The organism is Brachybacterium vulturis, from assembly GCF_002407185.1.
Classification (GTDB): Bacteria; Actinomycetota; Actinomycetes; order Actinomycetales; family Dermabacteraceae; genus Brachybacterium; species Brachybacterium vulturis.
Window position 1 is genome coordinate 3,570,583 of sequence record NZ_CP023563.1, and the last position, 25,057, is coordinate 3,595,639.

At 72.2% G+C, this 25,057-nt stretch carries 20 protein-coding genes; 7 read left to right on the plus strand and 13 right to left on the minus strand.

Annotated features, from left to right (window positions below):
* The first annotated feature begins 84 nt into the window (after window positions 1-84).
* A complete protein-coding gene (locus tag CFK38_RS16080; RefSeq protein ID WP_096803979.1) occupies window positions 85-447 on the plus strand; it encodes a cupin domain-containing protein in 363 nt (120 codons plus the stop codon).
* A gap of 18 nt (window positions 448-465) precedes the next feature.
* Here the strand turns inward: CFK38_RS16080 and glsA are convergent, their stop codons facing one another.
* On the minus strand, window positions 466-1,500 hold the full coding sequence (glsA, locus tag CFK38_RS16085) for a glutaminase A (protein ID WP_096803980.1): 1,035 nt from the start codon (window positions 1,498-1,500) through the stop codon (window positions 466-468).
* A 60-nt stretch (window positions 1,501-1,560) separates the two neighbouring features.
* On the opposite strand from glsA, the gene CFK38_RS16090 reads away from it, so the two are divergent.
* Window positions 1,561-4,395 carry an FAD-binding and (Fe-S)-binding domain-containing protein gene (locus CFK38_RS16090; RefSeq protein ID WP_096803981.1) on the plus strand — a complete coding sequence of 945 codons (2,835 nt, stop codon included), beginning with the start codon at window positions 1,561-1,563 and terminating at the stop codon, window positions 4,393-4,395.
* Between the two features lie 51 nt (window positions 4,396-4,446).
* On the opposite strand, the gene CFK38_RS16095 is transcribed toward CFK38_RS16090, so the two are convergent.
* The gene (locus tag CFK38_RS16095; RefSeq protein ID WP_096804418.1) at window positions 4,447-4,878 is read right to left on the minus strand and encodes an Lrp/AsnC family transcriptional regulator; all 432 of its coding nucleotides are present in this window, start codon (window positions 4,876-4,878) and stop codon (window positions 4,447-4,449) included.
* A gap of 154 nt (window positions 4,879-5,032) precedes the next feature.
* Between CFK38_RS16095 and CFK38_RS16100 the strand changes: the two genes are divergently transcribed.
* The 4 genes from CFK38_RS16100 to adh all read left to right on the plus strand — a co-directional run bounded on the left by CFK38_RS16100 (window position 5,033) and on the right by adh (window position 10,128).
* The gene (locus CFK38_RS16100; RefSeq protein WP_096803982.1) at window positions 5,033-6,061 is read left to right on the plus strand and encodes an ornithine cyclodeaminase; all 1,029 of its coding nucleotides are present in this window, start codon (window positions 5,033-5,035) and stop codon (window positions 6,059-6,061) included.
* 1 nt (window position 6,062) lies between these two features.
* Window positions 6,063-7,049, plus strand: coding sequence for a citrulline utilization hydrolase CtlX (gene ctlX, locus CFK38_RS16105; protein ID WP_096803983.1), 987 nt, complete (start codon window positions 6,063-6,065; stop codon window positions 7,047-7,049).
* Window positions 7,050-7,180: 131 nt separating this feature from the next.
* Window positions 7,181-8,494, plus strand: coding sequence for a sigma-54-dependent transcriptional regulator family protein (locus tag CFK38_RS16110; RefSeq protein ID WP_096804419.1), 1,314 nt, complete (start codon window positions 7,181-7,183; stop codon window positions 8,492-8,494).
* 110 nt (window positions 8,495-8,604) lie between these two features.
* Window positions 8,605-10,128 (plus strand): aldehyde dehydrogenase, encoded by a 1,524-nt coding sequence (gene adh / locus CFK38_RS16115; RefSeq protein WP_096803984.1) that lies wholly within the window; start codon window positions 8,605-8,607, stop codon window positions 10,126-10,128.
* 55 nt (window positions 10,129-10,183) lie between these two features.
* Here adh and CFK38_RS16120 read toward each other — a convergent pair whose 3' ends face one another.
* The 3 genes from CFK38_RS16120 to CFK38_RS16130 are packed head-to-tail and all read right to left on the minus strand — an operon-like array spanning window position 10,184 to window position 14,181.
* Entirely contained in the window at window positions 10,184-12,241 is a 2,058-nt protein-coding gene (locus tag CFK38_RS16120; RefSeq protein WP_245851138.1) for an iron ABC transporter permease, read from the minus strand.
* Window positions 12,238-13,281, minus strand: a complete 1,044-nt coding sequence (locus tag CFK38_RS16125) for an iron-siderophore ABC transporter substrate-binding protein (RefSeq protein WP_338025008.1) — start codon at window positions 13,279-13,281, stop codon at window positions 12,238-12,240. The genes CFK38_RS16120 and CFK38_RS16125 overlap by 4 nt, the downstream gene beginning before the upstream one ends.
* A gap of 57 nt (window positions 13,282-13,338) precedes the next feature.
* Window positions 13,339-14,181 carry an ABC transporter ATP-binding protein gene (locus CFK38_RS16130; protein ID WP_096803986.1) on the minus strand — a complete coding sequence of 281 codons (843 nt, stop codon included), beginning with the start codon at window positions 14,179-14,181 and terminating at the stop codon, window positions 13,339-13,341.
* A gap of 201 nt (window positions 14,182-14,382) precedes the next feature.
* Here CFK38_RS16130 and CFK38_RS16135 point away from each other — a divergent pair, with 201 nt between their 5' ends.
* Window positions 14,383-15,411, plus strand: a complete 1,029-nt coding sequence (locus tag CFK38_RS16135) for an ornithine cyclodeaminase (RefSeq protein ID WP_096804421.1) — start codon at window positions 14,383-14,385, stop codon at window positions 15,409-15,411.
* A 29-nt stretch (window positions 15,412-15,440) separates the two neighbouring features.
* Here CFK38_RS16135 and CFK38_RS16140 read toward each other — a convergent pair whose 3' ends face one another.
* The 8 genes from CFK38_RS16140 to CFK38_RS16175 all read right to left on the minus strand — a co-directional run bounded on the left by CFK38_RS16140 (window position 15,441) and on the right by CFK38_RS16175 (window position 24,879).
* Window positions 15,441-17,336 (minus strand): BCCT family transporter, encoded by a 1,896-nt coding sequence (locus CFK38_RS16140; protein WP_096803987.1) that lies wholly within the window; start codon window positions 17,334-17,336, stop codon window positions 15,441-15,443.
* A 104-nt stretch (window positions 17,337-17,440) separates the two neighbouring features.
* Entirely contained in the window at window positions 17,441-18,742 is a 1,302-nt protein-coding gene (locus tag CFK38_RS16145; protein WP_096803988.1) for a uracil-xanthine permease family protein, read from the minus strand.
* Window positions 18,743-18,837: 95 nt separating this feature from the next.
* Window positions 18,838-20,622 carry a DUF7937 domain-containing protein gene (locus tag CFK38_RS16150; protein ID WP_096803989.1) on the minus strand — a complete coding sequence of 595 codons (1,785 nt, stop codon included), beginning with the start codon at window positions 20,620-20,622 and terminating at the stop codon, window positions 18,838-18,840.
* Window positions 20,623-20,767: 145 nt separating this feature from the next.
* Window positions 20,768-21,448: a DUF6320 domain-containing protein gene (locus tag CFK38_RS16155; protein ID WP_096803990.1), complete on the minus strand. Its 681-nt coding sequence runs from the start codon at window positions 21,446-21,448 to the stop codon at window positions 20,768-20,770.
* Window positions 21,445-22,923 (minus strand): alcohol acetyltransferase, encoded by a 1,479-nt coding sequence (locus CFK38_RS16160; protein WP_096803991.1) that lies wholly within the window; start codon window positions 22,921-22,923, stop codon window positions 21,445-21,447. The genes CFK38_RS16155 and CFK38_RS16160 overlap by 4 nt, the downstream gene beginning before the upstream one ends.
* Window positions 22,920-23,870: an alpha/beta hydrolase gene (locus CFK38_RS16165; RefSeq protein WP_096803992.1), complete on the minus strand. Its 951-nt coding sequence runs from the start codon at window positions 23,868-23,870 to the stop codon at window positions 22,920-22,922. Before CFK38_RS16165 ends, CFK38_RS16160 begins: the two co-directional genes overlap by 4 nt.
* 70 nt (window positions 23,871-23,940) lie before the next feature.
* Entirely contained in the window at window positions 23,941-24,456 is a 516-nt protein-coding gene (locus CFK38_RS16170; protein WP_096803993.1) for a flavin reductase family protein, read from the minus strand.
* Window positions 24,457-24,459: 3 nt separating this feature from the next.
* Window positions 24,460-24,879, minus strand: a complete 420-nt coding sequence (locus tag CFK38_RS16175) for a YccF domain-containing protein (RefSeq protein ID WP_096803994.1) — start codon at window positions 24,877-24,879, stop codon at window positions 24,460-24,462.
* Between the last annotated feature and the right edge of the window lie 178 nt (window positions 24,880-25,057).

The following is a 25,057-nucleotide window of genomic DNA, read 5'->3' on the forward strand; positions in this document are numbered from 1 at the left end:
GCTCCGCCGGACCCGCGCCGCCGCTGCCATTGACCTTCCCCTGACCCGGGCACATGATGAGGGGCCCGGACCAAGGAGCTGTTCATGGTTGCTCTGACCAACGTCATCACCCTCGCGATCGACCGTGCCCGTGAGGCCGCGGACGGCCATTTCACCCAGCATCTGGTGCGCACCGGACCGTTGCAGCAGACCGTCATCGCGCTGCGCGAAGGGGTGCGGCTGGCCGAGCACGAATCCGATGTGCCGGCGACGATCTACATCCTGCGCGGGGCGATCCGCGTCGATGCCGCCGAGCCGTTCGTGCTCCAGAGCGGCACGCTCCACGAGATGCCGCCCCAGCGCCGGTCCGTCGAGGCCATCCAGGACACCGTCCTGCTCCTGACCGCCGTGCCCGGACCCGGCTCCGTCGAGGGCGAGGACGTCGTGCACGTCCTGCCACCGGCGTGAGCGGTGCACCGGGCCGCCTCACGGGTGCGTGCCCACCTCCATCAGCTCCTGCGCGCACTCCTCGAGGTCGCGCGGCTCGACCCCGTCGAGCATGTGCAGGGCGAAGTCGGTGCTGAGGCGTTCGAAGAAGAGGGTGCCGCGCACCGAGTTGCCGTGCAGGTCCAGCTGCGGGGAGTAGCTGGCCACCCCGAAGCGGGAGGGCAGGGCGGCGATGATCCCGCCGCCCACCCCGGACTTCGCGGGCAGACCCACGTCGCTGACCCAGTCGCCGGCGTTGTCGTACATCCCGCAGGTGAGCATCACCGAGAGCACCTGGCGGGCGGCGACCCGGGAGAAGACCACCTCGCCGGTGAGCGGGTTGGTGCCGCCCGAGGCCAGGGTCGCGGCCATCACGGCGAGATCGGTGACGGAGGTGAGCACCGCGCAGCCCTCGATGTAGCCGCCCACCACGTCGGTGGCATCCTCCGTCATGGACCCGGCGGCGCGGAGGATGTAGGCCAGCGCCAGGTTGCGGTCCGCGCTCTTGAGCTCCTCCTGCCAGGTCTCGCGATGCGGCTCCAGAGGCCTGCCGGCGGCGGCGTCGAGCACGGCGCGCAGGCGCTGCGTGCGCTCATCCCTGGTGGTGCCGAGCATCGCGTGGGTGCGGATCGCACCGATGTTGACCAGCGGGTTCTTCGGCTTCTTGGTCACCGGGTCGAGGCTGAGGGCGTTGAACTCCTCCCCCGAGGGCTCCTCGTCCACGACGGTGTCGACGTAGTCCATGCCGTGCAGGTCGATCGCGGCCCCGTAGGCGAAGGCCTTCGAGATCGACTGCATCGGGAACTCGTGGACGCTGCCGGACCCGGTGATCTCCCCGTCGATGTCGCAGACCGCGACCCCGAGATGGTCCTCCTGGGCCCCGGAGAGGAAGGAGAGCTCGGGGATGTCGCCCTGGGTGTCCACATCACCGGTGATGCCCCGGTCCGGGGACACCGCGTCGGGCTGCTCGGGCGCCGTCGCGGTGGACAGGGCGGTGGTGAGCCGGTCGAGGTACGTGGTCAGTGCGCTGGTCACGTCCCGACGGTACAGGTCCGCGGGACGCCGGCCGTGCTGCCCGTCGGGATACCGTGAGGTATGACCGATCCACCGCTGCTGGACACGGATGTCGTCGCCCGCCACTCCCTCGCGCACGATGCCTCCCACTACCTGCTGCTGCCGGAGGCGGTGACCGCCCCGGCCGATGAGGCCGAGGTGGTGGCGCTGCTGCGGCAGGCGAGCCGCGACCGTCGGCCGCTGACCTTCCGCTCCGGCGGCACGAGCCTGTCCGGGCAGGCGCAGAGCGAGTCGGTGCTCGCCGATGTGCGCCGCCATTTCCGCCGGATCGAGGTGCTCGAGGCGGGCCGGCGGGTGCGCGTGGGACCGGGGGCGACGCTGCGGCAGGTCAATGCGCACCTGCTGCGGCACCGGCGGCGGCTGGGCCCGGATCCGGCCTCCGAGATCGCCTGCACGATCGGCGGGGTGATCGCGAACAACTCCTCCGGAATGGCCGCGGGGATCGCCGAGAACTCGTACCGCACCCTGGACTCGCTGCGCTTCGTGCTGCCCAGCGGCACGATCGTGGACACCGGGCGGGAGGGCGCCGACGCGCGCCTGCGGCGCGAGGAGCCGGAGCTCCACGAGGGTCTGCTGCGGCTGCGCCGGCGGGTGCGGGACGATGCCGGGTCCACGCGCAGGATCCGGGAGCGCTTCGCCCTGAAGAACACGATGGGCTACGGCATCAATGCGCTGCTGGACTTCGAGACCCCGGCCGAGATGCTCGCCCACCTGGTGGTCGGCTCCGAGGGGACGCTCGCCTTCGTCTCCTCCGCCACCTTCCGCACGGTGCCGATCCAGAAGCACATCGCCACCGGGCTGCTGGTGCTGCCCTCGCTCGCCGCGGCGACGTCCGCGCTGCCGGAGGTGGTGGGGGCGGGCTTCGCGACCGCCGAGCTGATGGACGCCCGTTCCCTGCGCGTCGCCCAGGGCCTGGCCGGGGCGCCGCAGGAGATCAGCGGGCTCGCGGTCCAGGACCACGCGGCGCTGCTGGTCGAGCATCGGAGCGACGATCCGGAGGCGCTCGCCCGGAAGTCGGCCGAGGCGCTCTCGCTCTCTGCGTCCCTCGGGCTCGCCGCCCCCTTCGCGATGACCACCGACGGGGCTCGTCGGGCGGCGATGTGGACCACCCGCAAGGGGCTGTACGCCGCGGTGGCCGGGGCGCGGCCGGCCGGATCCACCGCCCTGCTCGAGGACGTGGTGGTGCCGGTCCCGGCGCTGGAGGCCACCTGTCAGGGCATGCAGGGCCTGTTCGACCGGCACGGCTACGCGGAGTCGGTGATCTTCGGGCACGCGAAGGACGGCAACATCCACTTCCTGCTCAATGAGCATCTCGGGGACGGCGGGGACCGCCTCGAGGCCTTCACCGAGGACATGGTCACCCTGGTGCTCGGCCACGGCGGGAACCTCAAGGCCGAGCACGGCACCGGGCGGATGATGGCGCCGTTCGTGAAGCGGCAGTACGGGCCCGAGCTGTACGGCGTGATGCGGGAGCTGAAGGCGCTCGTGGACCCGGCCGGGATCCTGAACCCGGGGGTGGTGCTCACCGAGGACCCCTCGGCCCATATGCGCGACCTCAAGCCGGTGATCGAGATCGAGGAGGAGGCGGACCGCTGCGTGGAGTGCGGCTACTGCGAGCCGGTGTGCCCCAGCAAGGACCTCACCCTCACCCCGCGGCAGCGGATCGTGCTGCGCCGGGACGCGAACCTCGCCGAGCAGCGCGGCGACCTGGAGACCGCGCGCGCCATCCGGGCGGCGTACGAGTACGAGGGTCTGCAGACCTGCGCCGTCGACGGGATGTGCGTGACGGCCTGCCCCGTCGACATCAACACCGGCGATCTGGTGCGACGGCTGCGGGCCGAGGACACGAGCGCCGCCCCGAACGCGGCGTGGTCGGCGGCGGCCGGGAGCTGGGATCTGCTGACCCGGGGCGCCTCGGCCGCGATGGGCGCGGCGGGAGCGGTGCCGGCGGGACTGCCGCGCGCCGCGACCGCTGTGGGCCGGGCCCTGCTGGGCGCCGACGCGGTGCCGCAGTACCGGCCCGAGCTGCCGCGCCGGGGAGGAGCGGTGCGACTGGCCGGCGGGCGGGGGCGGGCCTCGGCCGACGTCGCCGCCGTGTACCTGCCGGCCTGTGTGCACACCATGTTCGGGGCCGCGGAGGAGCCGCGCCCGACCGGTCGCACCGGGTGCGGTGGGAACTGCGGGTGCGGGTCCTCGGCGGACTCCGCTGCAACGGCCTCCGCCGGCGTGCCCGCCGCGCTGACCCTGCTGGCCCAGCGCGCCGGGATGCGGCTGGCGGTGCCGGACGGCGCCGCCTCGCTGTGCTGCGGCACCCCGTTCTCCTCCAAGGGCATGACCGCGGCGAAGGAGCGGATGCGCGAGCGGGTGCGCACCACGCTCCTGGCCGCGAGCGACGGCGGGCGGCTGCCCGTGGTCCTCGATGCCGCCAGCTGCACCGAGGGGATCCTCGAGACGATGGCGGGCAGCGACGTCGAGGTGGTCGATGCGATCACCTTCGTGCGCCGGCACCTGCTGGAGCGGCTCTCGATCGGCGAGCGCGCCGGATCCGTCACCGTGCATCCCACCTGTTCGACCACCCATCTCGGGGCGACGGGCGACCTGGTGGCGATCGCCGAGGCCTGCGCCGCGGAGGTCGTGGTGCCGGTGGACTGGGGATGCTGCGGCTACGCCGGCGACCGCGGCATGCTGCATCCCGAGCTGACCGCCTCGGCCACCGCCGCCGAGGCCGCCGAGGTCGCCCGGCGGGAGACGGACTGGTACGTCAGCGCCAACCGCACCTGCGAGCTGGGGATGCAGGCCGCGACCGGGAAGAGCTACCGCCACGTGCTCGAGCTGCTGGCGGCGGTGACGGGGTGAGCGGGACGGGCCCTGCGGCGGGATCACCCTGGCTCTGCTGCGCCTGCGCTCTCACCGCAGCACGGAGCTCAGCAGCAGGCTGGTCTCGGAGTTGACGACCCCGTCGATCGAGCGGAGTCGGCGCAGCACGTCGTCGAAGGCCGGCAGGTCCGGGCAGGCGATCTCGGCGACCAGGTCCCAGCCGCCGTTGGTGGTGTGCAGGGACTGGATCTCGGGGAAGCCGCGCAGGTGCACGATGACGCGGTCGGTGCTGCGGCCCTCGACCTCGATGAACGAGGTGGCGCGCACGGTCGAGGCCTCGGCGTAGTCCCGCACCCGCACGGTGAAGCCGACGATCACCCCGGCGGCGGTGAGCTTGTCGATCCGGCTGGAGATCGTCGCCCGGGACACCCCGAGCCGGGTGGCGAGGGCGGCGATCGGGGCACGGCCGTCGTTGCGCAGGGCGGCGAGCAGTCGTTCGTCGAGATCGGTGAGGCGCTCCATGCGCATGATGCTACTGCGGGCTTCACAGACTGCGCAGAGGCTTGACAGAAACTCAGCATTCCCGCCATTTCGCCTGCCATCTGCGAACTCTAGGCTGAGAGGTATCAGCGCCGGCGCTCTCAGGCCGGCCTCCCCGCACCCAGGAGGCGAGACGATGACCCAGCTGCTCGATGTGGCGAACATGGCCCGGTGGATCCGGCGCGACGGCGCCGAGAAGATCCTGGTGCGGATGACCGAGTACCTGGAGGCGGACTTCCGCCGCTGGGAGAAGTTCGACAAGACCCCGCGGATCGCCAGCCACACCCCGCTCGGCGTGATCGAGCTGATGCCCACCTCCGATGGCGAGCTGTACTCCTTCAAGTACGTCAACGGCCATCCCTCGAACCCGGCCCGCGGCTTCCAGACCGTCACCGCCTTCGGGGTCCTCGCCGATGTCGACAACGGCTACCCGACGTTCCTGGCGGAGATGACGCTGCTGACCGCGCTGCGCACCGCCGCCGCCTCCGCGATGGCCGCGAAGGTGCTGGCCCGCCCGGACTCCCGCACCCTCGCCCTGATCGGTGCGGGGTCGCAGTCCGAGTTCCAGGCGATGGCTTTCCGCGGGGTGCTCGGCATCGAGGAGCTGCGGGTCTTCGACATCGACCCCGAGGCGGTCGAGAAGGTGCGCCGGAACCTCGAGCCGCTCGGCTTCCGGGCCCACGCCGCGACCTCGGTCGACGATGCGGTCGACGGCGCCGACATCATCACCACCTGCACCGCGGACAAGGCCGAGAACACGATCCTGGACGTCTCCCAGGTGCGGCCCGGCGTGCACCTGAACGCGATCGGCGGGGACTGCCCGGGCAAGACCGAGCTGGACGCCCGGATCCTCGAGCAGGCCGACGTGTTCGTGGAGTTCACGCCGCAGACCCGCATCGAGGGCGAGATCCAGCAGATGGCGCCCGATTTCCCCGTCACCGAGCTGTGGGAGGTGCTCACCGGCGCCCTCGCGGGCCGCACGTCGCCGGAGCAGATCACCCTGTTCGACTCCGTCGGCTTCGCGATCTCCGACTTCGCCGCGCTGCGCTGCGCCCGGGATGCCACCGCCGGCAGCGCCCTGCAGGACGAGGTGGACCTGGTGGCCCAGCCCGATGACCCCAAGGACCTGTTCTCCCTGGTGGACGTCCTGGCACCGGTGAGCTGAGATGACCGGGCAGGCGCCTGCGCACGTCGTCCTCGTCCGCCCCCACCACTTCCGGCCCAACCCGCTGACAGCGGCCGACAACGCCTTCCAGCATCTCCTGGACGCCCCCGCCGAGGAGATCGCGCAGCGGGCGGCGGCGGAGGTGACGGGACTGGCGGAGGTGCTGGACGCTGCCGGGGTGGGGGTCACCGTCGTCGACGACGAGGGCACCGCGACTCCCGACAGCGTGTTCCCCAACAACTGGCTGTCCACGCACGCCGACGGCACCCTCGCCCTCTACCCGATGTACGCCGTGAACCGTCGGACGGAGCGGCGCGGTGACCTCGTCGAGCACCTCCGGGAGCACTTCGCCGTGCACCGGGTGCTCGACTACTCGGGTGCCGAGCAGGAGGGCCGGTTCCTCGAGGGCACCGGGGCGATGGTGCTGGACCATGTCGCGCGGATCGCCTACGCCTGCCGCTCCCGTCGGGCGGACCCGGACCTGTTCAGGGCGGCATGTGCCGACCTCGGGTACGAGCCGGTGCTGTTCGACGCGTCCGACGCCGCCGGGGTGCCCGTGTACCACACGAACGTGCTGATGAGCGTGGGGACCGAGGTCGCGCTGGTGGGTGCGGAGATGATCCGGGATGCCGGCCTGCGGGGCCAGGTGCTGGACTCGCTGCGCGGCAGCGGCCGCGAGGTCGTGGAACTCGCCGAGGACCAGGTGCACGGCTTCCTCGGCAACTGCCTCGAGGTGCAGGGACGTGAGGGCCGGCTCCTGGTGATGTCGGCTCGGGCCGCCGGGCAGCTCACCCCCGGCCAGCGCCGCCGGATCGAACGCTCCTGTCGGATCCTCGCCGCGCCGGTGCCCACGATCGAGGCGGCCGGCGGCTCGGTGCGCTGCATGCTCGCCGGGATCCACCTGCCCCCGCGGCAGGGGGAGGGAGCGACCCGGCGGCCCGGCTCGAGCTCGCACACCCGCGCCCCGGTGGCCCCCGCCGCGGCGTAGCGGCGCGGCCGGGCACCGTTGCTCCGCCCCGGAGCACGGGGTACGGTCGGCTCAGCTGTGACACGAGCGACGACGAGGTGGATCGTGAGCAACGCACGCCCTTCCGCACCTACCCCCCTGAGCACGTCCGGATGACCGCCACCCGCTGGTCACCGACGGATTCCGCCTACCAGGCGCGGCTGCTGCGCGCCCATGAGGACCTGCGGGCGCACAGCGAGCTGCGTGGCGGACGGGATCTGGTCCGCGCCCCGGTGCTCGCCTCCTGGCGCCGCTCGCTCGCCGCTCTGCCCGCAGGCGCGCTCCGCACCGGCGAGGCGCTCGACGGGGAGGAGCTGGCCGCCGCCCGGCAGGCGCACCTCTTCTCCCGCGTGCTGCCGCTGCTGCGCTCCCGGCTGATCGACCCGGCCGTCGAGGCCGGGCTGATGGTCGCCCTCGGTGACGCGACGGGACGGCTGCTGTGGGTCGAGGGCCGGCCCCGGCTGATCTCCCGCGCGGAGGACATGGGCTTCGCCGCCGGCGCGGACTGGTCCGAATCCGCCATGGGCACCTCGGCCCCCGCCCTGGCCCTGACCACCGCCTCCTCGATGCAGGTGGTCGGGGCCGAGCACTTCCACGAGGCCGTGCACCCCTGGAGCTGCAGCGCGGTCCCGGTGCGGCACCCGCACACCCGCGAGACCCTCGGCGTCCTGGACGTCACCGGCAGCGCCGAGGCGGTCTCCCCGCTGGTGCTGCCGCTGCTGGAGGCCACCGCCCGCGCAGTGCAGGAGGAGCTGCGCTCCCGGCCGCCCGCCGACCCCTCGCAGCCGCACCGGGCCGCCGCCCGTCGGCCGCGGATCCTGCCCCGCTCCCCCGCCCGCCCGGCGGAGCTGCTGCTGACCGGACCCCGCGCCCCGCTGCTGCGCCAGGGCTCCCGCAGCCTCGAGCTGAGCGGCCGCCACGCCGAGCTGCTCACCCTGCTGCACCTGCGCCCCGGCGGCATCAGCGGCGCCGAGCTGGCCGAACAGCTGCACGGGAGCATCGCCGCCGAGGGCACGGTGCGCGCCGAGATGGTGCGGCTGCGCACGGTGCTCACCTCCCTCCCCGACCTCGAGATCGGCTCGCGCCCGTACCGCCTGCTCGGGCCGATCGGCAGCGACCTGCAGCGCGCCCGAGCCGCTCTCGAGCGCGGTGACGTGGCGGCCGCCCTCGAGCACTGGCGCGGTGACCTGCTGCCCACCTCGGAGGCACCGGCGATCCGTCGGTGGAGTCGGCGGGAGGGCGACCACCTGCGCGAGCTGCTGCTGGAGGTGGGCACCGCCGCCCAGCTGTGGCGCTTTGCGCAGCGGCCCGAGGCGGAGGCGGACCTGGAGATGCTGATGGCGATCCTCGAGCTCGCCCCCGCGGACGCGCCGGAACGCTCGGCCGCCGTGGCCCGGGCCCGCGCCCTGCGCGGCGAGAGCGGCTGACCCCTCTCGCACCTCGTGCAACGTTCATGCAACGTGACCTGGATTACGGTGCCGGGCATCCGACGACGTCGTCGGTCCCGCCGCACAGGCACCGCAGCGAAAGGAACGCCATGACGCTCTATGCACGCCCCGGCACCGAGGGCGCGAAGGTCAGCTTCACGCCCCGCTACGAGAACTTTATCGGCGGCCGGTGGGTCCCGCCCGTCAAGGGCGAGTACTTCGAGAATCCCACGCCGGTGACCGGTGAGGTCTTCACCGAGGTGGCGCGCTCGACCGGCGAGGACATCGAGCTGGCGCTCGATGCCGCCCACGCCGCCGCGCCCGCCTGGGGCGCCACCCCGGTCGCCGAGCGCGCCCTGATCCTGGGCAGGATCGCCGATCGCATCGAGGACAACCTCGAGATGCTCGCCGTCGCCGAGACCTGGGACAACGGCAAGGCGATCCGCGAGTGCCTGAACGCGGACCTGCCGCTGGCGGCGGACCACTTCCGCTACTTCGCCGGCGCGATCCGGGCGCAGGAGGGGGCGCTCTCCCAGCTCGATGACGACACCGTCGCCTATCACTTCCATGAGCCGCTCGGGGTGGTCGGGCAGATCATCCCCTGGAACTTCCCGATCCTCATGGCCACCTGGAAGCTCGCCCCGGCGCTCGCGGCCGGCAACTGCGTGGTGCTCAAGCCCGCCGAGCAGACCCCGGTCTCGATCCTGGTGCTCGCCGAGCTGATCGGCGATCTGCTCCCGGACGGGGTGCTCAACATCGTCAATGGCTTCGGGGCCGAGGCCGGCAAACCGCTCGCCTCGAACCCGCGGATCGCGAAGATCGCCTTCACCGGCGAGACCACCACCGGCCGCCTGATCATGCAGTACGCCTCGCAGAACCTGATCCCGGTGTCCCTGGAGCTGGGCGGCAAGAGCCCGAACCTCTTCTTCGAGGACGTCGCCGCGCAGAAGGACGGCTTCTACGACAAGGCCCTCGAGGGCTTCGCGATGTTCGCCCTGAACCAGGGCGAGGTGTGCACCTGCCCCTCGCGCGCCCTGGTGCAGGAGTCGATCTACGACGACTTCGTCGCCGACGGCATCGCGCGGGTCGAGGCCATCACGATGGGCGATCCGCTGGACACCGACACCATGATGGGTGCGCAGGCCAGCAACGATCAGCTGGAGAAGATCCTCTCCTACATCGACATCGGCACACAGGAGGGCGCGAGGCTGCTCACCGGCGGCGGGCGCGCGGACCTCGGCGGTGACCTCTCCGGCGGCTATTACGTCCAGCCCACGATCTTCGAGGGCGACAACTCGATGCGCATCTTCCAGGAGGAGATCTTCGGGCCGGTGCTGGCGCTCACCCGCTTCAGCGACTACGAGCAGGCGATCTCGATCGCCAACGACACCCTGTACGGGCTCGGCTCGGGCGTGTGGAGCCGGCAGCAGAACACCATCTATCGTGCCGGCCGCGCGATCCAGGCCGGCCGCGTGTGGGTGAACAACTACCACTCCTACCCGGCGCACTCCGCGTTCGGCGGGTACAAGTCCTCCGGCATCGGCCGCGAGAACCACCTGATGATGCTCGACCACTACCAGCAGACCAAGAACATGCTGGTCAGCTACTCGGAGAACAAGCTCGGCTTCTTCTGAGCAGTCCCGGTCCGACGGCCCTTCCGCTCCGGCGGAGGGGCCGCCGGTGCGGTCCTCACGCCCGTGAGCGCCACAGCAGCCAGACGAAGTACGGGGCGCCGAGCACCGCGACCATCAGCCCCGCCGGGATCTGCGCGGGGGCGATCAGGGAGCGTCCCAGGGCGTCGGCGAGGCCCACCAGTCCCCCGCCCAGCAGCATCGCGGCCGGGATGGTGCGCAGGTGACGGCCGCCCACCAGGGCGCGTGCCAGGTGCGGGGCGACCAGCCCCACGAAGCCGACCACCCCCACGGCCACCACGCTGATCGAGGCGAGCACCGCGGCGACGCCCATCACCGCCAGCCGGGTGCGCTCCAGGCGCACACCGAGCACTCGCGGCGTGTCCTCGTCGATCGCGAGCAGGTCCAGCTCCCGGTGCATCCCCAGCAGCAGCGGCGTGATCAGCACCAGCGCGATCAGCACCGGCACCACGTCGCCGAGACTGCGGCCGTAGGTGGTCCCCGACAGCCAGGTGAGGATCGTCGGGGTGTCGAACGGGTTCGCGCTGAGCAGCAGGAACGTGGTCAGCGCGCTCATCCCGTATCCCGTGCCGATGCCGACCAGCACGAAGCGCTCCGGGGCGAGGCCCCTGCGCCAGGCCAGCAGCGCGATCAGGGCGAAGGTCGCGACCCCGACCAGGACGGCGCACACGATCATCAGCAGGCGTCCGCCGTCGAGCGTCGTCACCACGGTCGCCGCACCGAGCCCGGCGCCGGCCGTGATGCCCAGCAGCCCGGGTTCCGCCAGCGGGTTGCGGACCGTCGTCTGCACCACCGTGCCGGCCAGGGCCAGCGCCGCCCCGGCGAGGACGGCGGCACCGACCCGCGGCAGCCGGTCGGTCAGGGCGCGGGCGATGAGCTCGGGCGCGCCACCGCGCAGCCACAGCAGGATGTCCCCGGTGCGCAGCCACAGGCTCCCCGCGAGCAGCCCCAGCAGGACCACCGCTGCGACCAGGGCACCGAGCACGGCGAGCACGAGCAGGAAGCGCCGCAGGGAGCGCAGGCCGATGCGGGCCTGCGGCGGTTGTGCCGCCGGTCCGGAGTCCCGCAGGCGCCGGGCGAGCACGACGATCATCACCGCTCCCAGCAGCGCGGTGGGGATGCCGGTGGGGATCGCGGCGGCGCCCTGCGGCGTGAGCAGGGCGCGCAGTCCGACGTCGGCCAGCAGCACGATCAGGGCCCCGAGCAGGCCGGAGACCGGGATCAGCAGATGATGTCGGTGCACCACGCCCACCAGGCCGCCCAGCAGCCGTGCCAGCACCGGCGCCCCCAGGCCGACGAAGGCCATCGGTCCGGCGACGGTGACCGAGACCGCGGTCAGCAGCACGGCGCACAGCACCACCACCACCCGGGTCGAGGTGACCGGTATGCCCAGCGTGCTCGCCGCGTCGTCGCCCAGGGAGAGCACATCGAGGCGGCGCGAGAGCAGCAGGGCGGCGAGCAGGCCGAGCCCGATCACCGGCAGCGCGCGCAGCGATGCCTCCAGGTTCAGCTGGGTCAGGGAGCCGCTGCCCCAGGCGTACAGCCCCGTGGTCTCCGCCTCGAAGAGGATCAGCAGCATCGAGGTGCCCGCCTGCAGCGCCATCGCCACTGCGGAGCCGGCCAGGATCAGTCGGGTGGTCGAGGACCCGGCACCGCCCGCGATCGCCAGCACCACCCCGGCGGCGAGCAGCCCGCCGACGAAGGCGACGGCTCCGGAGGCCCACAGCGGCACGGCGAGGCCGAAGGCGGCCACCGCGCTGAGGGCGAAGTAGGAGCCGGCCGTCACCGCGAGCGTGTCCGGGGAGGCCAGGGCGTTGCGGGAGACGGACTGCAGCATCGCCCCGGCCACGCCGAGGGCGATGCCGACCGCGATGCCTGCGGCCAGACGCGGCAGCCGCGAGGCGAGGAGCACCTCCGTGACCGTCACCGCGCGGGCATCGCTGCGCCTGCCGGCCAGGTAACGCAGCAGGTCGGTGAGCCCGACGTCGGAGGTTCCCTGGGTGAGGTGCCACAGCCCGACCAGTGCCACCGCGGTCACGAGCGCGGTGAGCACAGCGGCCCCGGCGAGGATCCCGCCGGCGCCCCGCCTCGTCACGGGGCGGGGAGGGAGTCGACGTAGGCGTCGATCGCCTGCTCGCAGGAGCGGGGGCCGCCGAAGGTCCAGATGCCGGGAGGGAAGGCATGGGCGCGGCCGTCCTCCACCGCGGGCAGGGACGTCCAGATCTGGTTCTTCTCGAGCTCGGCGACGTAGTCACCGGCCGGATCATCGGTCCCGGTGTAGAAGAGATTCGCCTCCCCCACGGCGATCAGTCCTTCGATGTCGGTCTGGCCGAGGCCGTAGACGGGGTCGACCTCACCGGTCCAGGCCGAGGTCAGGCCCAGCTCCTCCCCGATCGCGGTGAAGAGCGCGCCCTCGCCGAAGGGCCGCAGGGAGACGTTGCCGCTCTCGACCCAGCCATCGAAGTACACGAAATCGGTGGTGGGCAGGTCTGCGGCGGTGACCTCCTGGCGGGCCGTGGCGAGGTGCGCCTCGAACTCGCCGAGCACCGCCTCGGCACGCTCGGTGCGCCCGGTGGCCTCGGCGATCAGGCTGAACAGGTCCTTCATGTGGCCGATCGGATCGGAGGCGTCCGCGCCCAGGGTGGCCAGCACGGGCACGCCCCGCTCCGCGAGCTGGGCGACGATCTCGTCCTCCGGTCCGCTGGCCTCGACGATGACGAGGTCGGGGTCGGTGGCGAAGAGGGCATCGAGGTTCGGCTCCTGGCGGGTACCGACGTCCGGCGTCCCCTCGGGCAGGGTCTCCGCGGTGACCCAGGTGGTGAAGCCCTCGACGTCCGCCACGGCCACCGGCGCGATGCACAGGCTCAGCAGGTCCTCGGTCTGCTGCCACTCCAGCACGGCGACCCGCTCGGCGGGGGCGTCCAGCTCGACGGTGCGTCCGAGACCGTCGGTGACGCTGACCGGGCCGGTCGCGGTGGCGGTCCGGTCGGCCGCACAGGATTCGCTGAGCGCGGCGCCCTCGGCGGGGTCCCCTCCGGCGGTCTCGGGGATCTCGGTGGTGCCGCAGCCGGCCAGGGCTGTCATGGCGAGCAGGGCGGTGGCCGCGGCGAGGGCGCGGCGGGAGGTGCGGAACACAGAGGTCTCCTGGAGTGGGGAACGGGAGGGAGGAGTGCGGGCGGGCCGCCGCCCGGCTCAGGCCGACGCGGCGGCGGGGAGCGCGCGCCGGCTGCGCGCGTCGATGCGGAGCCGGCCGTCGAGGGCATCGACGGAGACGTCGATGGGGATGTCGTAGACGTGGCTGAGGTGCGCCGAGGTGAGGACCTCGTCGGTCTCTCCGGCGGCGTGGATGCGCCCTTCGTGCAGGAGCACCACCTGGTCGGCGATGCGCGCGGCGTGGTCGAGGTCGTGCAGCACGATCCCGACGGCGACGCCGTGGACCTCGGCGAGCTCCCGCACCAGGTCGAGCGTCTCGATCTGATAGCGGAGGTCGAGGTGGTTGGTGGGTTCGTCCAGCAGCACGATCGCGGTGTCCTGGGCGAGGCAGGAGGCGAGCCAGACGCGCTGCATCTCGCCGCCCGAGAGCTCGCCGACGGCGCGCGCGGCGAACTCCGTGATGCCTGTCAGGCGCATCGCATGGGCGATCGCGGCGCGGTCCGCCTCATCCAGTCCCGCGAACCGGCGGCGATGGGGGTGGCGACCGAAGGCGACCACGTCGCGGACCGAGAGTCCTTGCGGGGCGGTGCGGGTCTGGGTGAACAGCGTCAGCGCGCGTGCGAGCTCCTTGGCCCCGAGCAGATCCGTGCGGCGCTCCCCCTCCCCGTCGCTCAGGCGCGTCTGTCCGGCCTGGAGCGGGTGCAGCCGGGCCAGGGCGCGCAGGACGGTGGATTTCCCGCTGCCGTTGGGGCCGAGCAGCGCGGTGACGGCCCCCGGCCGCAGGGCGATCGAGACCTCGTGGACGACGGGGCTGCCGCCGTAGCTCAGGGTGAGCTGGTCACCGATGAGGACGGGGCGGGGGGCGGGGTCGGCGATCGGCACGAGGGAAGCCTACCCTTACCTAATTCGGTTCGTCCATGCTTGCGCATATCGGGTCCTGTGGGCGCGGTCACCGCCTCGTCCCCTCGCCGCAACTCCTCCCCCGCGCGCGGTTCCGGCCTATCCTGGAGGTCAGAGCTCTTCACGACACAGCACTCCTCGACCCCTGCGCGATGACGCGCCCACCGACAGGAGATGACGACGATGCCCCACCTGCTCGACGTGCCCGGTATGAGCCGCTGGATCCAGCGCGATGGCACGGAGAACGTCCTGACCTCCCTGGTCCGGGTCCTCGAGGAGGATCTGCGCCGCTGGGACTCCTTCGAGAAGCTCCCCCGCCTGGCCAGCCACACCCCGTACGGGGTGGTCGAGCTGATGCCGATCACCGACGGGGAGCTGTATGCGTTCAAGTACGTCAACGGCCATCCGCTGAACCCGGCCCGCGGGCTGCAGACGGTCACCGCCTTCGGCGTGCTCGCCGACATGGACAACGGCTACCCGATCTTCTTCGCGGAGATGACCCTGCTGACCGCGCTGCGCACCGCGGCGCTGTCCGCGCTCGCGGCCCGGGAGCTCGCCCGTTCCGGCGCCCGGGTCCACGCCCTGCTGGGCGCCGGATCGCAGGCGGAGTTCCAGGCCCTCGCGTTCCGGGCCGTGCTGGGGATCGATCAGCTGCGGGTGTTCGACGTGGACGAGACGACGATGGAGAAGGTGCGGCGCAACCTCGAGCCGCTGGGCTTCGCGGTGCACCTGGCGGAGTCCGTCGATGACGCGATCGCCGGGGCCGACGTGATCACCACCTGCACCGCCGACAAGACCCGTGCCGCAGTGCTGCGCCGCGACCAGGTGCGGCCCGGCGTGCACCTGAACGCGATCGGTGGTGACTGCCCGGGCAAGACCGAGCTGGACCCGGCGATCCTCGAGGCGGCCCGGGTGGTGGTGGAGTACGCCCCGCAGACCCGGCTCGAGGGCGAGATCCAGCAGCTGCCCGCGGATTTCGAGGTCACCGAGCTGTGGGAGGTGATCACCGGGGAGGCCGCCGGCCGCACCGACGATGCGGAGGTCACCGTCTTCGACTCCGTCGGCTTCGCCCTGTCGGACTTCTCCGCGCTGCGCTGCGCCCAGGAGGCGACGCAGGACTCCGAGCTGCTGAGCTGGATCGATGTGATCGCCGATCCGGATGACCCCAAGGACCTGTTCTCGCTGCTCGCCTCCCCGCCGCCACAGGGCTGAACCGCGCGGGCGCCCCGCGGCCCCCGGCCTCAGGACCTGGGCACAGTGGTGTCCTCGCCGTCTCCCGGTTCCTCGGTGCCCTGGGCGTCCTCCCGCTGCTGGCGGCTGAAGAGACCGCGGGTGCGCGTGAGACGGTAGTCGATCCGGTCGTCGACCAGAACGGTGACCTCCTCGGTCGAGGGGTGATCGTGGCCGAACTCGTCGGAGACGTACGCGGTCACCGTCCGCAGGCGCCGGAGGCGCTCATGCTCCTGGAGCACCGCCCGGTCCAGGCTCAGCGCCTTGACCAGCGCGACGGCCATCAGCAGCAGGATGATGCTGAACGGCAGCGCTGTGATCAGGGAGCCGGCCTGCAAGGAGGTCAGTCCCCCGGAGAGCAGCAGCGCCGCGGCCAGCAGACCCTCGAGCAGGGCCCACAGCACGCGGGACCAGATCGGCGGGTTCGGGTGGCCGCCGGAGGCGAGCATGTCCACCACCAGGGAGCCGGAGTCCGAGGAGGTGATGAAGAAGATCGCGACCAGGATGATCCCCAGCACCGAGAGCAGCCCGGTGGCCGGGAAGCCCTCGAAGATGCGGAACATCGACTCCTCAGCGGTGATGTCGCCCAGGTCGCCGGCTCCGAACCACTGGCGGTACAGGCCGTTGCCGCCCCAGATCGAGAACCAGAGCATGCCCACGAGGGTGGGGACCAGCAGCACGCCGGAGACGAACTGGCGCACGGTGCGCCCCTTGGAGATGCGGGCGATGAACACGCCCACGAAGGGCGCCCAGGCGATCCACCAGCCCCAGTAGAACAGGGTGTTCCCCGCGAACCAGGACTGCGCGTCCTCGGAGCGGGTGAAGGCGCCGACGTCCAGCGTCATCTGGAACACGTCCGCGAGGTAGACGCCCAGGGACTGCACGAAGTTCTGCATCAGGAACACGGTGGGCCCGAACACCAGGGCGGTGAGGGCCAGCAGGCCTGCCAGGGTGAGGTTGCCGTTGGAGAGCCACTTGATCCCGACGCCCACGCCGGAGACCACGGAGAAGGTGGCCAGGAAGGTGATCACGACGATGATGATCATCAGGGTCGTGTTGGAGGCGGAGCCGACCAGGCCGATGACCTCGAGCCCGGCCCCGATCTGCTGCGCGCCCAGGCCCAGGGAGGTCGCGATGCCGAAGACGGTGCCGAAGATGGCGAGGACGTCGATGACGTCGCCGAGGGTGCCCTTGACCCGCTCGCCGAAGAGCGGCTCGAGAGCCCAGCGGATCGAGACCGGGCGGCCCCGGCGGTGCACCGCGTAGGCCAGGGCCAGGCCGATGACCGCGTAGGCGGCCCAGGGATGCAGGCCCCAGTGGACGAAGGTCTGCGCCATGGCCTTGCCGGACAGCTCCACGCCCTCGCCGGTCCAGCCGGGCTTCGCATTGCCGGTGGTGTAGCCCAGCGGCTCGGCGACGCCGTAGAACACGAGGCCGACGCCCATGCCCGCGGAGAACAGCATCGCGAACCAGGACAGCAGCCCGAACTCGGGCTCGTCCGTGTCGCGTCCCAGCCGGATGGAGCCCCAGGGGGACAGCGCCACGCCGATCGCGAAGACGACGAAGAGGCCGATCGCGAGCATGTAGAACCATCCCAGGTTCGCGGTGATCCAGTCCTGGGTGCCCCCCATCGCGTCGCTGGCCACCTGCGGGAAGATGATCGTCAGCACGGCGAAGACCAGGATGATGATCAGCGCGGGCCAGAACACCGCCGGCGCGATGGTGCCCTTGCTGATGCGGGCGCCCTGTCGGCGGAGCTTCTCGGTGATCTGCTCATCGGTGTCGGAGTCGGAGATCTGCTGATCGCGCGGCAGGTGCACGGTCCTCGGCAGGTGGGCCGGCCAGGCTGCCGGGAGCGATTCTTCCCCGGCGCCCTCGCGCTCCTCGGTCGTTCCTGGGGAACTCATAGTGGGATTCCTTCCGGATGTCGATGAGACTCTCAGTCGTCCCACAGTGTCTACATGCACCAGGATGTCAGACAAACGGATGACCCGCACGGGTGGTCCGTGCCTCAGTGCTCCGCGTCCGAGGCGCTGAGCTCCGTCGGCTCCGGGGCCTTCACCTCCGTGCCCGAGGCATGTCCCAGCAGGTTCATCGCGTGGTAGATCACCAGGGCGGAGACGGTGCCCAGGGCGATCCCGGTCAGGGTGATGCCCTCGAACGTCCAGGTGACGTCCGCGATGCCGACCACCAGTGCGACCCCGGCGGTGAACTGGTTCTTGGGGCGGGAGAAGTCGACGCGGCCGTCCACCCACATGCGCACGCCGACGATGCCGATCAGGCCGTAGAGGACGAAGGTGACCCCGCCCAGCACACCCGGCGGGATGGTGAAGATGGCGGCGCCGACCTTCGGGGAGAGCGACAGCCCGATCGCGACGGCTCCCGCCACCCAGTACGCGGCGGTGGAGTAGACGCGGGTGGCGCTCATGACGCCGATGTTCTCGCCGTAGGTGGTGGTCGGCGAGCCGCCGAAGCCGGCCGAGAGCGCGGTGGCCAGACCGTCGGAGGCCAGGGTGCGCCCCACCATGTGGTCGAGGTTGCGGCCGGTCATCAGTCCCACGCTGGTCACGTGGCCGACGTTCTCGGCCAGCAGCACCACCACCACGGGCAGGAACATGGGCAGCAGCCCGAGGTGGAACTCGGGGTGGTGGAACTCGGGCAGCCCCACCCAGGCGGCCGCGGCCACCGCGGTGAAGTCGACCTCGCCGCGCAGCACCGCGGCGATATAGCCGACGAGCACGCCCAGCAGCACCGAGACCCGGCCCAGCAGCCCCTTGAACAGGGCCGTGCACAGCACCACCGCGCACAGGGTGATGGTCGCGGTGACCGCGGACTGCTGGAAGTTCTCGTACGCCGTCGGGGCGAGGTTGAAGCCGATCAGGGCCACGATCGAGCCCATCACCACCGGTGGCATCAGCGCGCCGATCCACCGGGTGCCGATCCTCGCGACCAGCAGCCCCAGCAGCGCCAGCAGGACGCCGGTGATCATCACGCCGCCGAGCGCGGCGCCCATCGACTCCGCTGCGGTGGACGCGGTGATGGGGGCGATGAAGGCGAAGGAGGAGCCCAGGTAGCTGGGCACCCTGTTCCGGGTGATGGTCAGGAACAGCAGGGTGCCGATGCCCGAGAACAGCAGGGTGGTCGAGGGCGGGAAGCCGGTCAGCAGCGGCACCAGGAAGGTGGCGCCGAACATGGCGACCACGTGCTGGGCACCGATCCCGATGGTCAGCGGCCAGGCCAGTCGCTGCTCGGGCAGGACGATGGCGTCGGGGGCGAGGGTGCGGCCGTCGCCGTGCAGGGTCCAGCGGAACATGGTTCTCCAGGGGGTGAGGAGCGGCGAGCGGCGGCCCGGGGGCGGGGTCGGTCGCCGTGGGGCAGCGGTCACCGCGGGTCAGCGGCGGCCGGACCTCAGCGGCCGGGGAAGGTCTTCCGCTGCGCGGTCTCCGCGGTGATGTCGGGGACGCGGTCGAGCAGGGAGGGCGAGCCACCGTCCCGGGCACGGAAATCGGCGAACATCCGGGTGACGTCCGGGGAGCCGAACTCGTCGCGCACCGGGGCGGGCACCGTGAGCATCAGCGCCACGGCGAGCCCGATCGCCAGGGCCGTCCCCCCGGTGACCAGTCCCGCTCCGGCGGCCATCGCCAGCGAGTTCACGATCACGTCGAGGAAACCGACGACCACCAGGATCAGTCCGGCGACCACGCCGCTGGCCCGGGCGCTCACGGCCGGGCGGGACAGCAGCGAGGTGCGGCCGAACAGGGAGACGACCACGAAGCAGACGCAGACCACGGCATCGATGAGATGGAGGACGGGACTGCCGGGCGCCCGCCCGCCGAGGGCGGCGATCGCGGCCAGCAGGTGCCACAGCACCGCTGCGGCGTGCATGAGCGCGCTGAACTCGAAGGCCCGCACGCAGTAGACCAGCCAGTCGGTGCGGCGGAAGGACACCGGCATGCTGCGCACGAAGGAGCGGGAGATCATCAGGCCGAAGGCCGCCACCAGGAACGGCAGGTAGACGAAGCCGGAGGCGAAGCTCAGAGGTGCTGCGAACTGGAGCTCGAGGGTGTTGTCGGCGAGTGCGGCGATCACCAGGGCGGCCACCACCGCCGTGGACAGCACGTACCAGGAGCGTTCCCGGCGCAGCGCGGAGACCAGCACGATCCCCAGCAGCAGGGCGGAGATCACGGTGTTCGCGAACGCGATCAGGGAGTACGGCCAGCCGGTCGTGAAGATCCGGCCCACGATCATCACCAGGGCGATCAGCAGAGCCACGGCGGCGGCGATCCCCACCCCGATGAGCAGCGAGCGAGCCGCCCGACGCGCCGGGGCCTGCGGGACATAGCCCTCGTGCGCGCGCGGCTCGATGCCGAGGATCGACCCCAGCAGGAGCAGGGAGACGCCGATCCCGATCCCCAGGGGCGGGCCCTCGGGCAGGGACGCGAACAGCTCGGGCAGCGAGAGCACGAGGTCGGCGACGACCACGGTGACGGCGGTGGCCAGGGCGGGCAGCATGCCGATGATCCGCAGCCCGCGCACCGCGGGCAGCGCCGGCGTCCGGGGGGCCCAGCGCAGCACGTGCACGAGCAGCAGGGCGAGCAGCGCCCAGCCGATCGCGATCTTCCCCAGCAGCTCCAGCAGCGGGCTGAGGGCGAGGGTGAAGGTGGTGGTCAGGGCGGCGGCCAGGCAGATCAGGGCGGCCACATCACGCAGCGTGTCGAAGACGCCGAGCTCCTGGAAGCGGTCGGGGAGCACGAACCCGTTCCACGGGATCTCGTCCCCGTCCTCCCGGTTCGGGGTGGTGCCGGAGCGGGCGTAGGAGACCGCTCCCGGCCGGGCGAGCGGCGCGACCAGCGCCTCGTCGTCGACGGGGCCGCCCTCGGCCTCGCGCTCTTCGGCATCCTCGCGCTCGGTGGCGAGGACGGGGTCGCCGTCGGGGCCGAGCATCGGGATCGCACCGGTCGCGGCGGCGGGTTCGGCAGCGGGGGCCTCGAGATCCAGGCCGCTGAGGTCGACGGTCTCGTTCTCCCCCGGGGGCAGCGCCGGGTCCGCACCGCGCCGGGCGAGCAGCGGAGTGGCGTAGCGATCGAACTCGGCCCGGTCCGGCAGGCGATCGGTGGGCAGATCGTGAGGATCGTCGGCGGCGAAGATCCAATCGGCGCCCTGGGGGTCGTCCTCGTGCCGCTCCCTGTCCATCGACCTTCTCTCCTGCTGGTGGGCGCTCACGGGCCGCTCGGGTCCGCCTCTCGCGTGCGGACGTGCCTCTTGCATCTTAGGGACGTGGCGTCCGCTGGAACCGTCGGCGCGCCGGGGACCGACGAGCGGATGCACCGGTCCCGGGCTACAGGTGCAGGCGCGTGGCGAGCTCGTGGCGCACCGCGCCGCCGCGCAGCGTCAGCAGCAGCACCACCACGGCGAGGCTGAGGGCGCCGCAGATCACCGAGGGCAGCGCCACCCCCACCCATCCCAGGGACAGGAACACGATCGGGGTCAGTCCCAGCAGCACCGTCAACCCGCTGTAGACGACGTAGTCGGCCAGCTCCATCCGGATCAGCCGCACCGTGATCAGCAGGCCGACGATCGAGGCGGCGCAGAGGATCGGCACCATGTAGGTCAGCGACCAGGCGGACCACTGCGTGAGGTAGTCCCAGTACACGCTCATACCGCCCGCGGCCAGCACCAGGTAGACGATGAACTTCGCGAGGTTCCGGCGTTTGCTCACCGCCATCAGCACCACCAGCCAGGTCGCCACCACCCCCAGCCACACGGTGCGCAGCGCCCCGAGGCTCTCCGCGTCGTGGCGGAACAGCAGCTGCGCGAGGAAGGACAGCGCGATCACGCCCAGGGAGGTGAGCGTCAGCACACGCAGCACCCGGCGGCGGGAGAAGCGCAGCGGCACCGCGGGGTACGGGCTCGGCTCCGGCTGCCCGCCCGGCTCCGCGCCGTGCAGGACGCTGCCGCACAGGGGGCAGCGCTCCCAGTCGCCCTCGACCCGGAGGTCGCAGTCGGTGCAGGTCCTCATGGGTCCACCCCCGCGAGCTCCTCCTCGGTGGTCCGGGCGGCGGCGAGGGAGACCTCGACCCCGGCGCCGGTGAGCAGCCGTGCGTACTCCCGCACATGGGCGGTCTCCACGAACGGGGAGGTGAAGCCGAGGGTGAGCTGCCCGTCGTGGGTGATCGCGCAGAACTGGGGGCGCACCGCGGAGACGTGGAACTGCATCCGTCCCACGTGCGCCTGGGCCGGGGCGGGCAGCGTGACCCGGCCCAGGTTGGAGATCGCGACCGTGAGCGAACGGTTGTTCGCCTGGTTGATCAGGCTCAGCAGGAGGTCCTTGACCGGTCGGGGCACGATCCGGGCCAGCGGCCAGCGCTCCACCCGGATCAGGCGATGCAGCCGCCGCTCGAGCGCCTCGGGGGTCGCCTCGGCGCTGAACGCCTCCTGCAGGCGTCGGGCGACCGCCCCGGGCGCGTCGTCGCCCTGGCCGAAGGTGTGCTCGACCCGGATGGTCGCGAAGAAGTTCCGCGCGGAGGTCGAGGGGAAGAACTGTCGCAGGTTCACCGGCACCGAGGCCGCCATGGTGGCGCCGGCATGCGCGCTCTCGTCGGTGCGGCGGATCGCCTCGAAGAACAGGGCGGTGAGGAACATGGTCGGCGCCACGCCCTCGGCCTTCGCCAGCGCCAGCACGGGCGCGGCCGGCATGCTCAGCTCGAGGGCATGAGTGCGGTTGTCGGGGGTGCGGGTGCCGCGCACCCGATGGATCCGTCGCCGAGGCGGGCGTGAGGACCGCGAGTCCTGGTCACCCTCCTCGGGCCACGCGTCCTCGGGATCCTCGGCCTCCTCGACGGTGAGCACCGCCGGGGCGGCCTCCCGCGTGAAGTCCTGCTCGTGCGAGGAGGGCTCGCGGCGTCGGCGCCGCCCCCGGAAGTAGTGGGCGAAGGAGTCCTGGGTCAGCTCGTGCACCTCCTCCGCGGCCTGCGCGCCGGGATGGGTGCCGATCCGGGCCGGTGGCGGGTCGGGTCGCTCGCTCGCTCCCGGACGGACCTGCTCGGCGTCGCCGCCGCCGGCCGGGGCCTCGCCGGGGAAGCGCCGACGGGTGTAGGCGCTCAGCAGGTCGGTGAGGAACCACAGCGCCCCGGTGCCGTCGGAGAGGGCGTGGAACACCTCGAGCGAGACGCGCCGCCGATGGTGGACCACCCGGAACAGCAGGGTGCGCCGATCCGCCTGGTAGAGCGGGGCGCAGACCTGCTCGGCCTCGGCCCTCACCTCCGGCTGCAGGTCGCTGTCCTGGAGGTAGTACCAGAACACGCCGCGGCGCAGCACCGCATGGTAGAGCGGGAAGCGCTCGAAGGACTCCTCGAGAGCCTCCTGCAGCAGCCCCGGGTCGACCTCGTGGTCGAGCTCGGCCCCGAGCCGGAACACCTTGGGGTCCACGTCGCTGCGCGCGGCGGGGAAGATGTTCGAGGCGTTGTCCAGACGCACCCAGTGGCGACGCTTCACGAGACGGCGCTCCCGGGCGGGTCGCCGTCGAGGAAGGCGTCGATCACCTCATAGGCGTCCTTCAGCGGACGGGCGAAGCGGGGCAGGGCGATGAAGCCGTGCAGCGCATTCTCGACGCGGCGCAGCTGCACCCGGTTCCCGGCCCCGGCCAGCGCCTGCGCGTAGGCCTCCCCCTCGTCGCACAGCAGATCGAGCTCGGCGGTGATCATCAGGGTGTCGGGCTGCCCGGTGAGGTCGGGGGCCATCAGCGGGGAGACCAGACGGCTGCGGCGCAGCTCCGGATCCGGGACGTACAGCTCGAAGTAGTCGCGCATCTCGGTGCTGGTCAGCCGGAAGTCCTCGCCGTGGCGGCGCACCGACTCGAAGGGCGAGGTCGCGGGGTCATGGTCCCAATGGGTGACGGGGTAGAGCAGGATCTGCCGACGGGGCACGCGATGCCCCTGCTCGCGCAGCAGCAGGGAGACGACCGCGGCCAGGTTGCCCCCGGCCGAGTCGCCCACCAGCACGATCTGGTCCGCCGCGGTGAGGCCGGCACGGCGCGGGTCCTCGAGCAGCCGGCGCGCCGTGCCGTAGCAGTCCTCGAGCCCGGCCGGGAAGGGATGCTCGGGGGCGAGCCGGTAGTCGACCGACGCCACCCGGCAGCCGGTGAGGTCCGCCATGGTGGCGCAGGCCGGGGTGTAGCTCTCGATGTCGCCGGTGACCCAGCCGCCGCCGTGGAAGAACAGCAGCAGCTCCTCGCGCCGCTGCACGCGCGGGGTGAACACCCGCACCGGCACGCGCCTGCCGTCCCCGCTGTCCGAGAAGGTGTCCCAGGTGGGCATCCGGTAGCGGGCGGTCGGCAGCGCGGCCAGCTGCCGCTGCATCCGGCGCACCCTGGCATAGTCCTCCCGCACGTCGAAGCGGGCGGCGGAGACCAGGCGCAGCGCCAGGCGCAGCAGCGGGTTCACCGCTGCCGGTCCGCGACGGTGAGGAGCGGGAGCATGCTGCTGAGGATAGTCGCCGCCCCTGGGCCCGCGGTCAGCGCAGGGTGCGCTTCTCCCCGGCGAAGCGCACGGCGGGCTCCGCGCCGCCTGGCCCCTCAGCCATCTGAACCACCGGGCCGATGAGCAGCCGATGGGTGGCGGCGTCCACCGCCTGCTCGACCCGGATCGCGAAATGGGCGAGCCCGCCGGCCAGGATCGCGTCCCCGTCCCCGGTGCGGGTCACCTCCAGGCCGCTGAGCATCCCCTGCAGGGGTGCTCCCGGGGTGCCGAAGCGGTCGGCGAGCGCCTGCTGCTCGGCGGTGAGCAGGGTGAGGCAGAAGTGCCCGGCCTCCTCCACCGCCTCCGCCGCGCGGGACATCCCGTACAGGGCGATGAGCATGGTGGGCGGGTCGTAGGAGAGGTCGAGGTAGGAGTCGACGGTGACGAGGAGGTCATGGGGCCCCTGCCGGGTGCTGGCCACGGCCATGCCCACCGCCAGCAGATCGCTGAGACGGCGGTACTCGTCCTGGTCGACGGGGTCGAGGGCGGCGGTCGGATCGGGCGGGGCCACGGATCAGCGGACCGTCGGGAGCATCCGGGACCGGGCCGAGTCCGAGTCCATGACCTCCTTCCCGAAGGGGAAGCAGGTCACCGGGATCAGCTTGAGGTTCGCCCAGGCCAGCGGGATGCCGATGATGGTGATCGCCTGGGCGAGGGCGGTGCCCACATGGCCCAGCGCCAGCCACCAGCCGGCGATCACGAACCAGATCACGTTGCCCAGCGCGCTGCCCGCGCCGCCGCGGCCGGTGTCCACCACCTCGCGGCCGAAGGGCCAGATCACGAAGCCGGCGATCCGGAAGGAGGCGATGCCGAAGGGGATCGTGACGATGAGGAGGCAGGCGATCACGCCGGCCAGCAGATAGCCCAGGAAGAGGGCCCAGCCGGCCGTGAGCAGCCAGATGAGGTTCAGGATCAGCGAGAGCAGGGAGCGCATGGCTCCAGCCTAAGCAGGATGCCCGGGTCCGGGGAGGGGGATGTCCCCCGTCGTGCGCGGTGGTTCGCCGCCCCGACTGCGACCTGCCGCACGCCTGCTTCCGCAGTTCACGTGCCGTCGGTCGCACTCGCTGCGTCCGGGCGGGCCCGGACGGGAACCGACCGCGCGTCGCGATTAC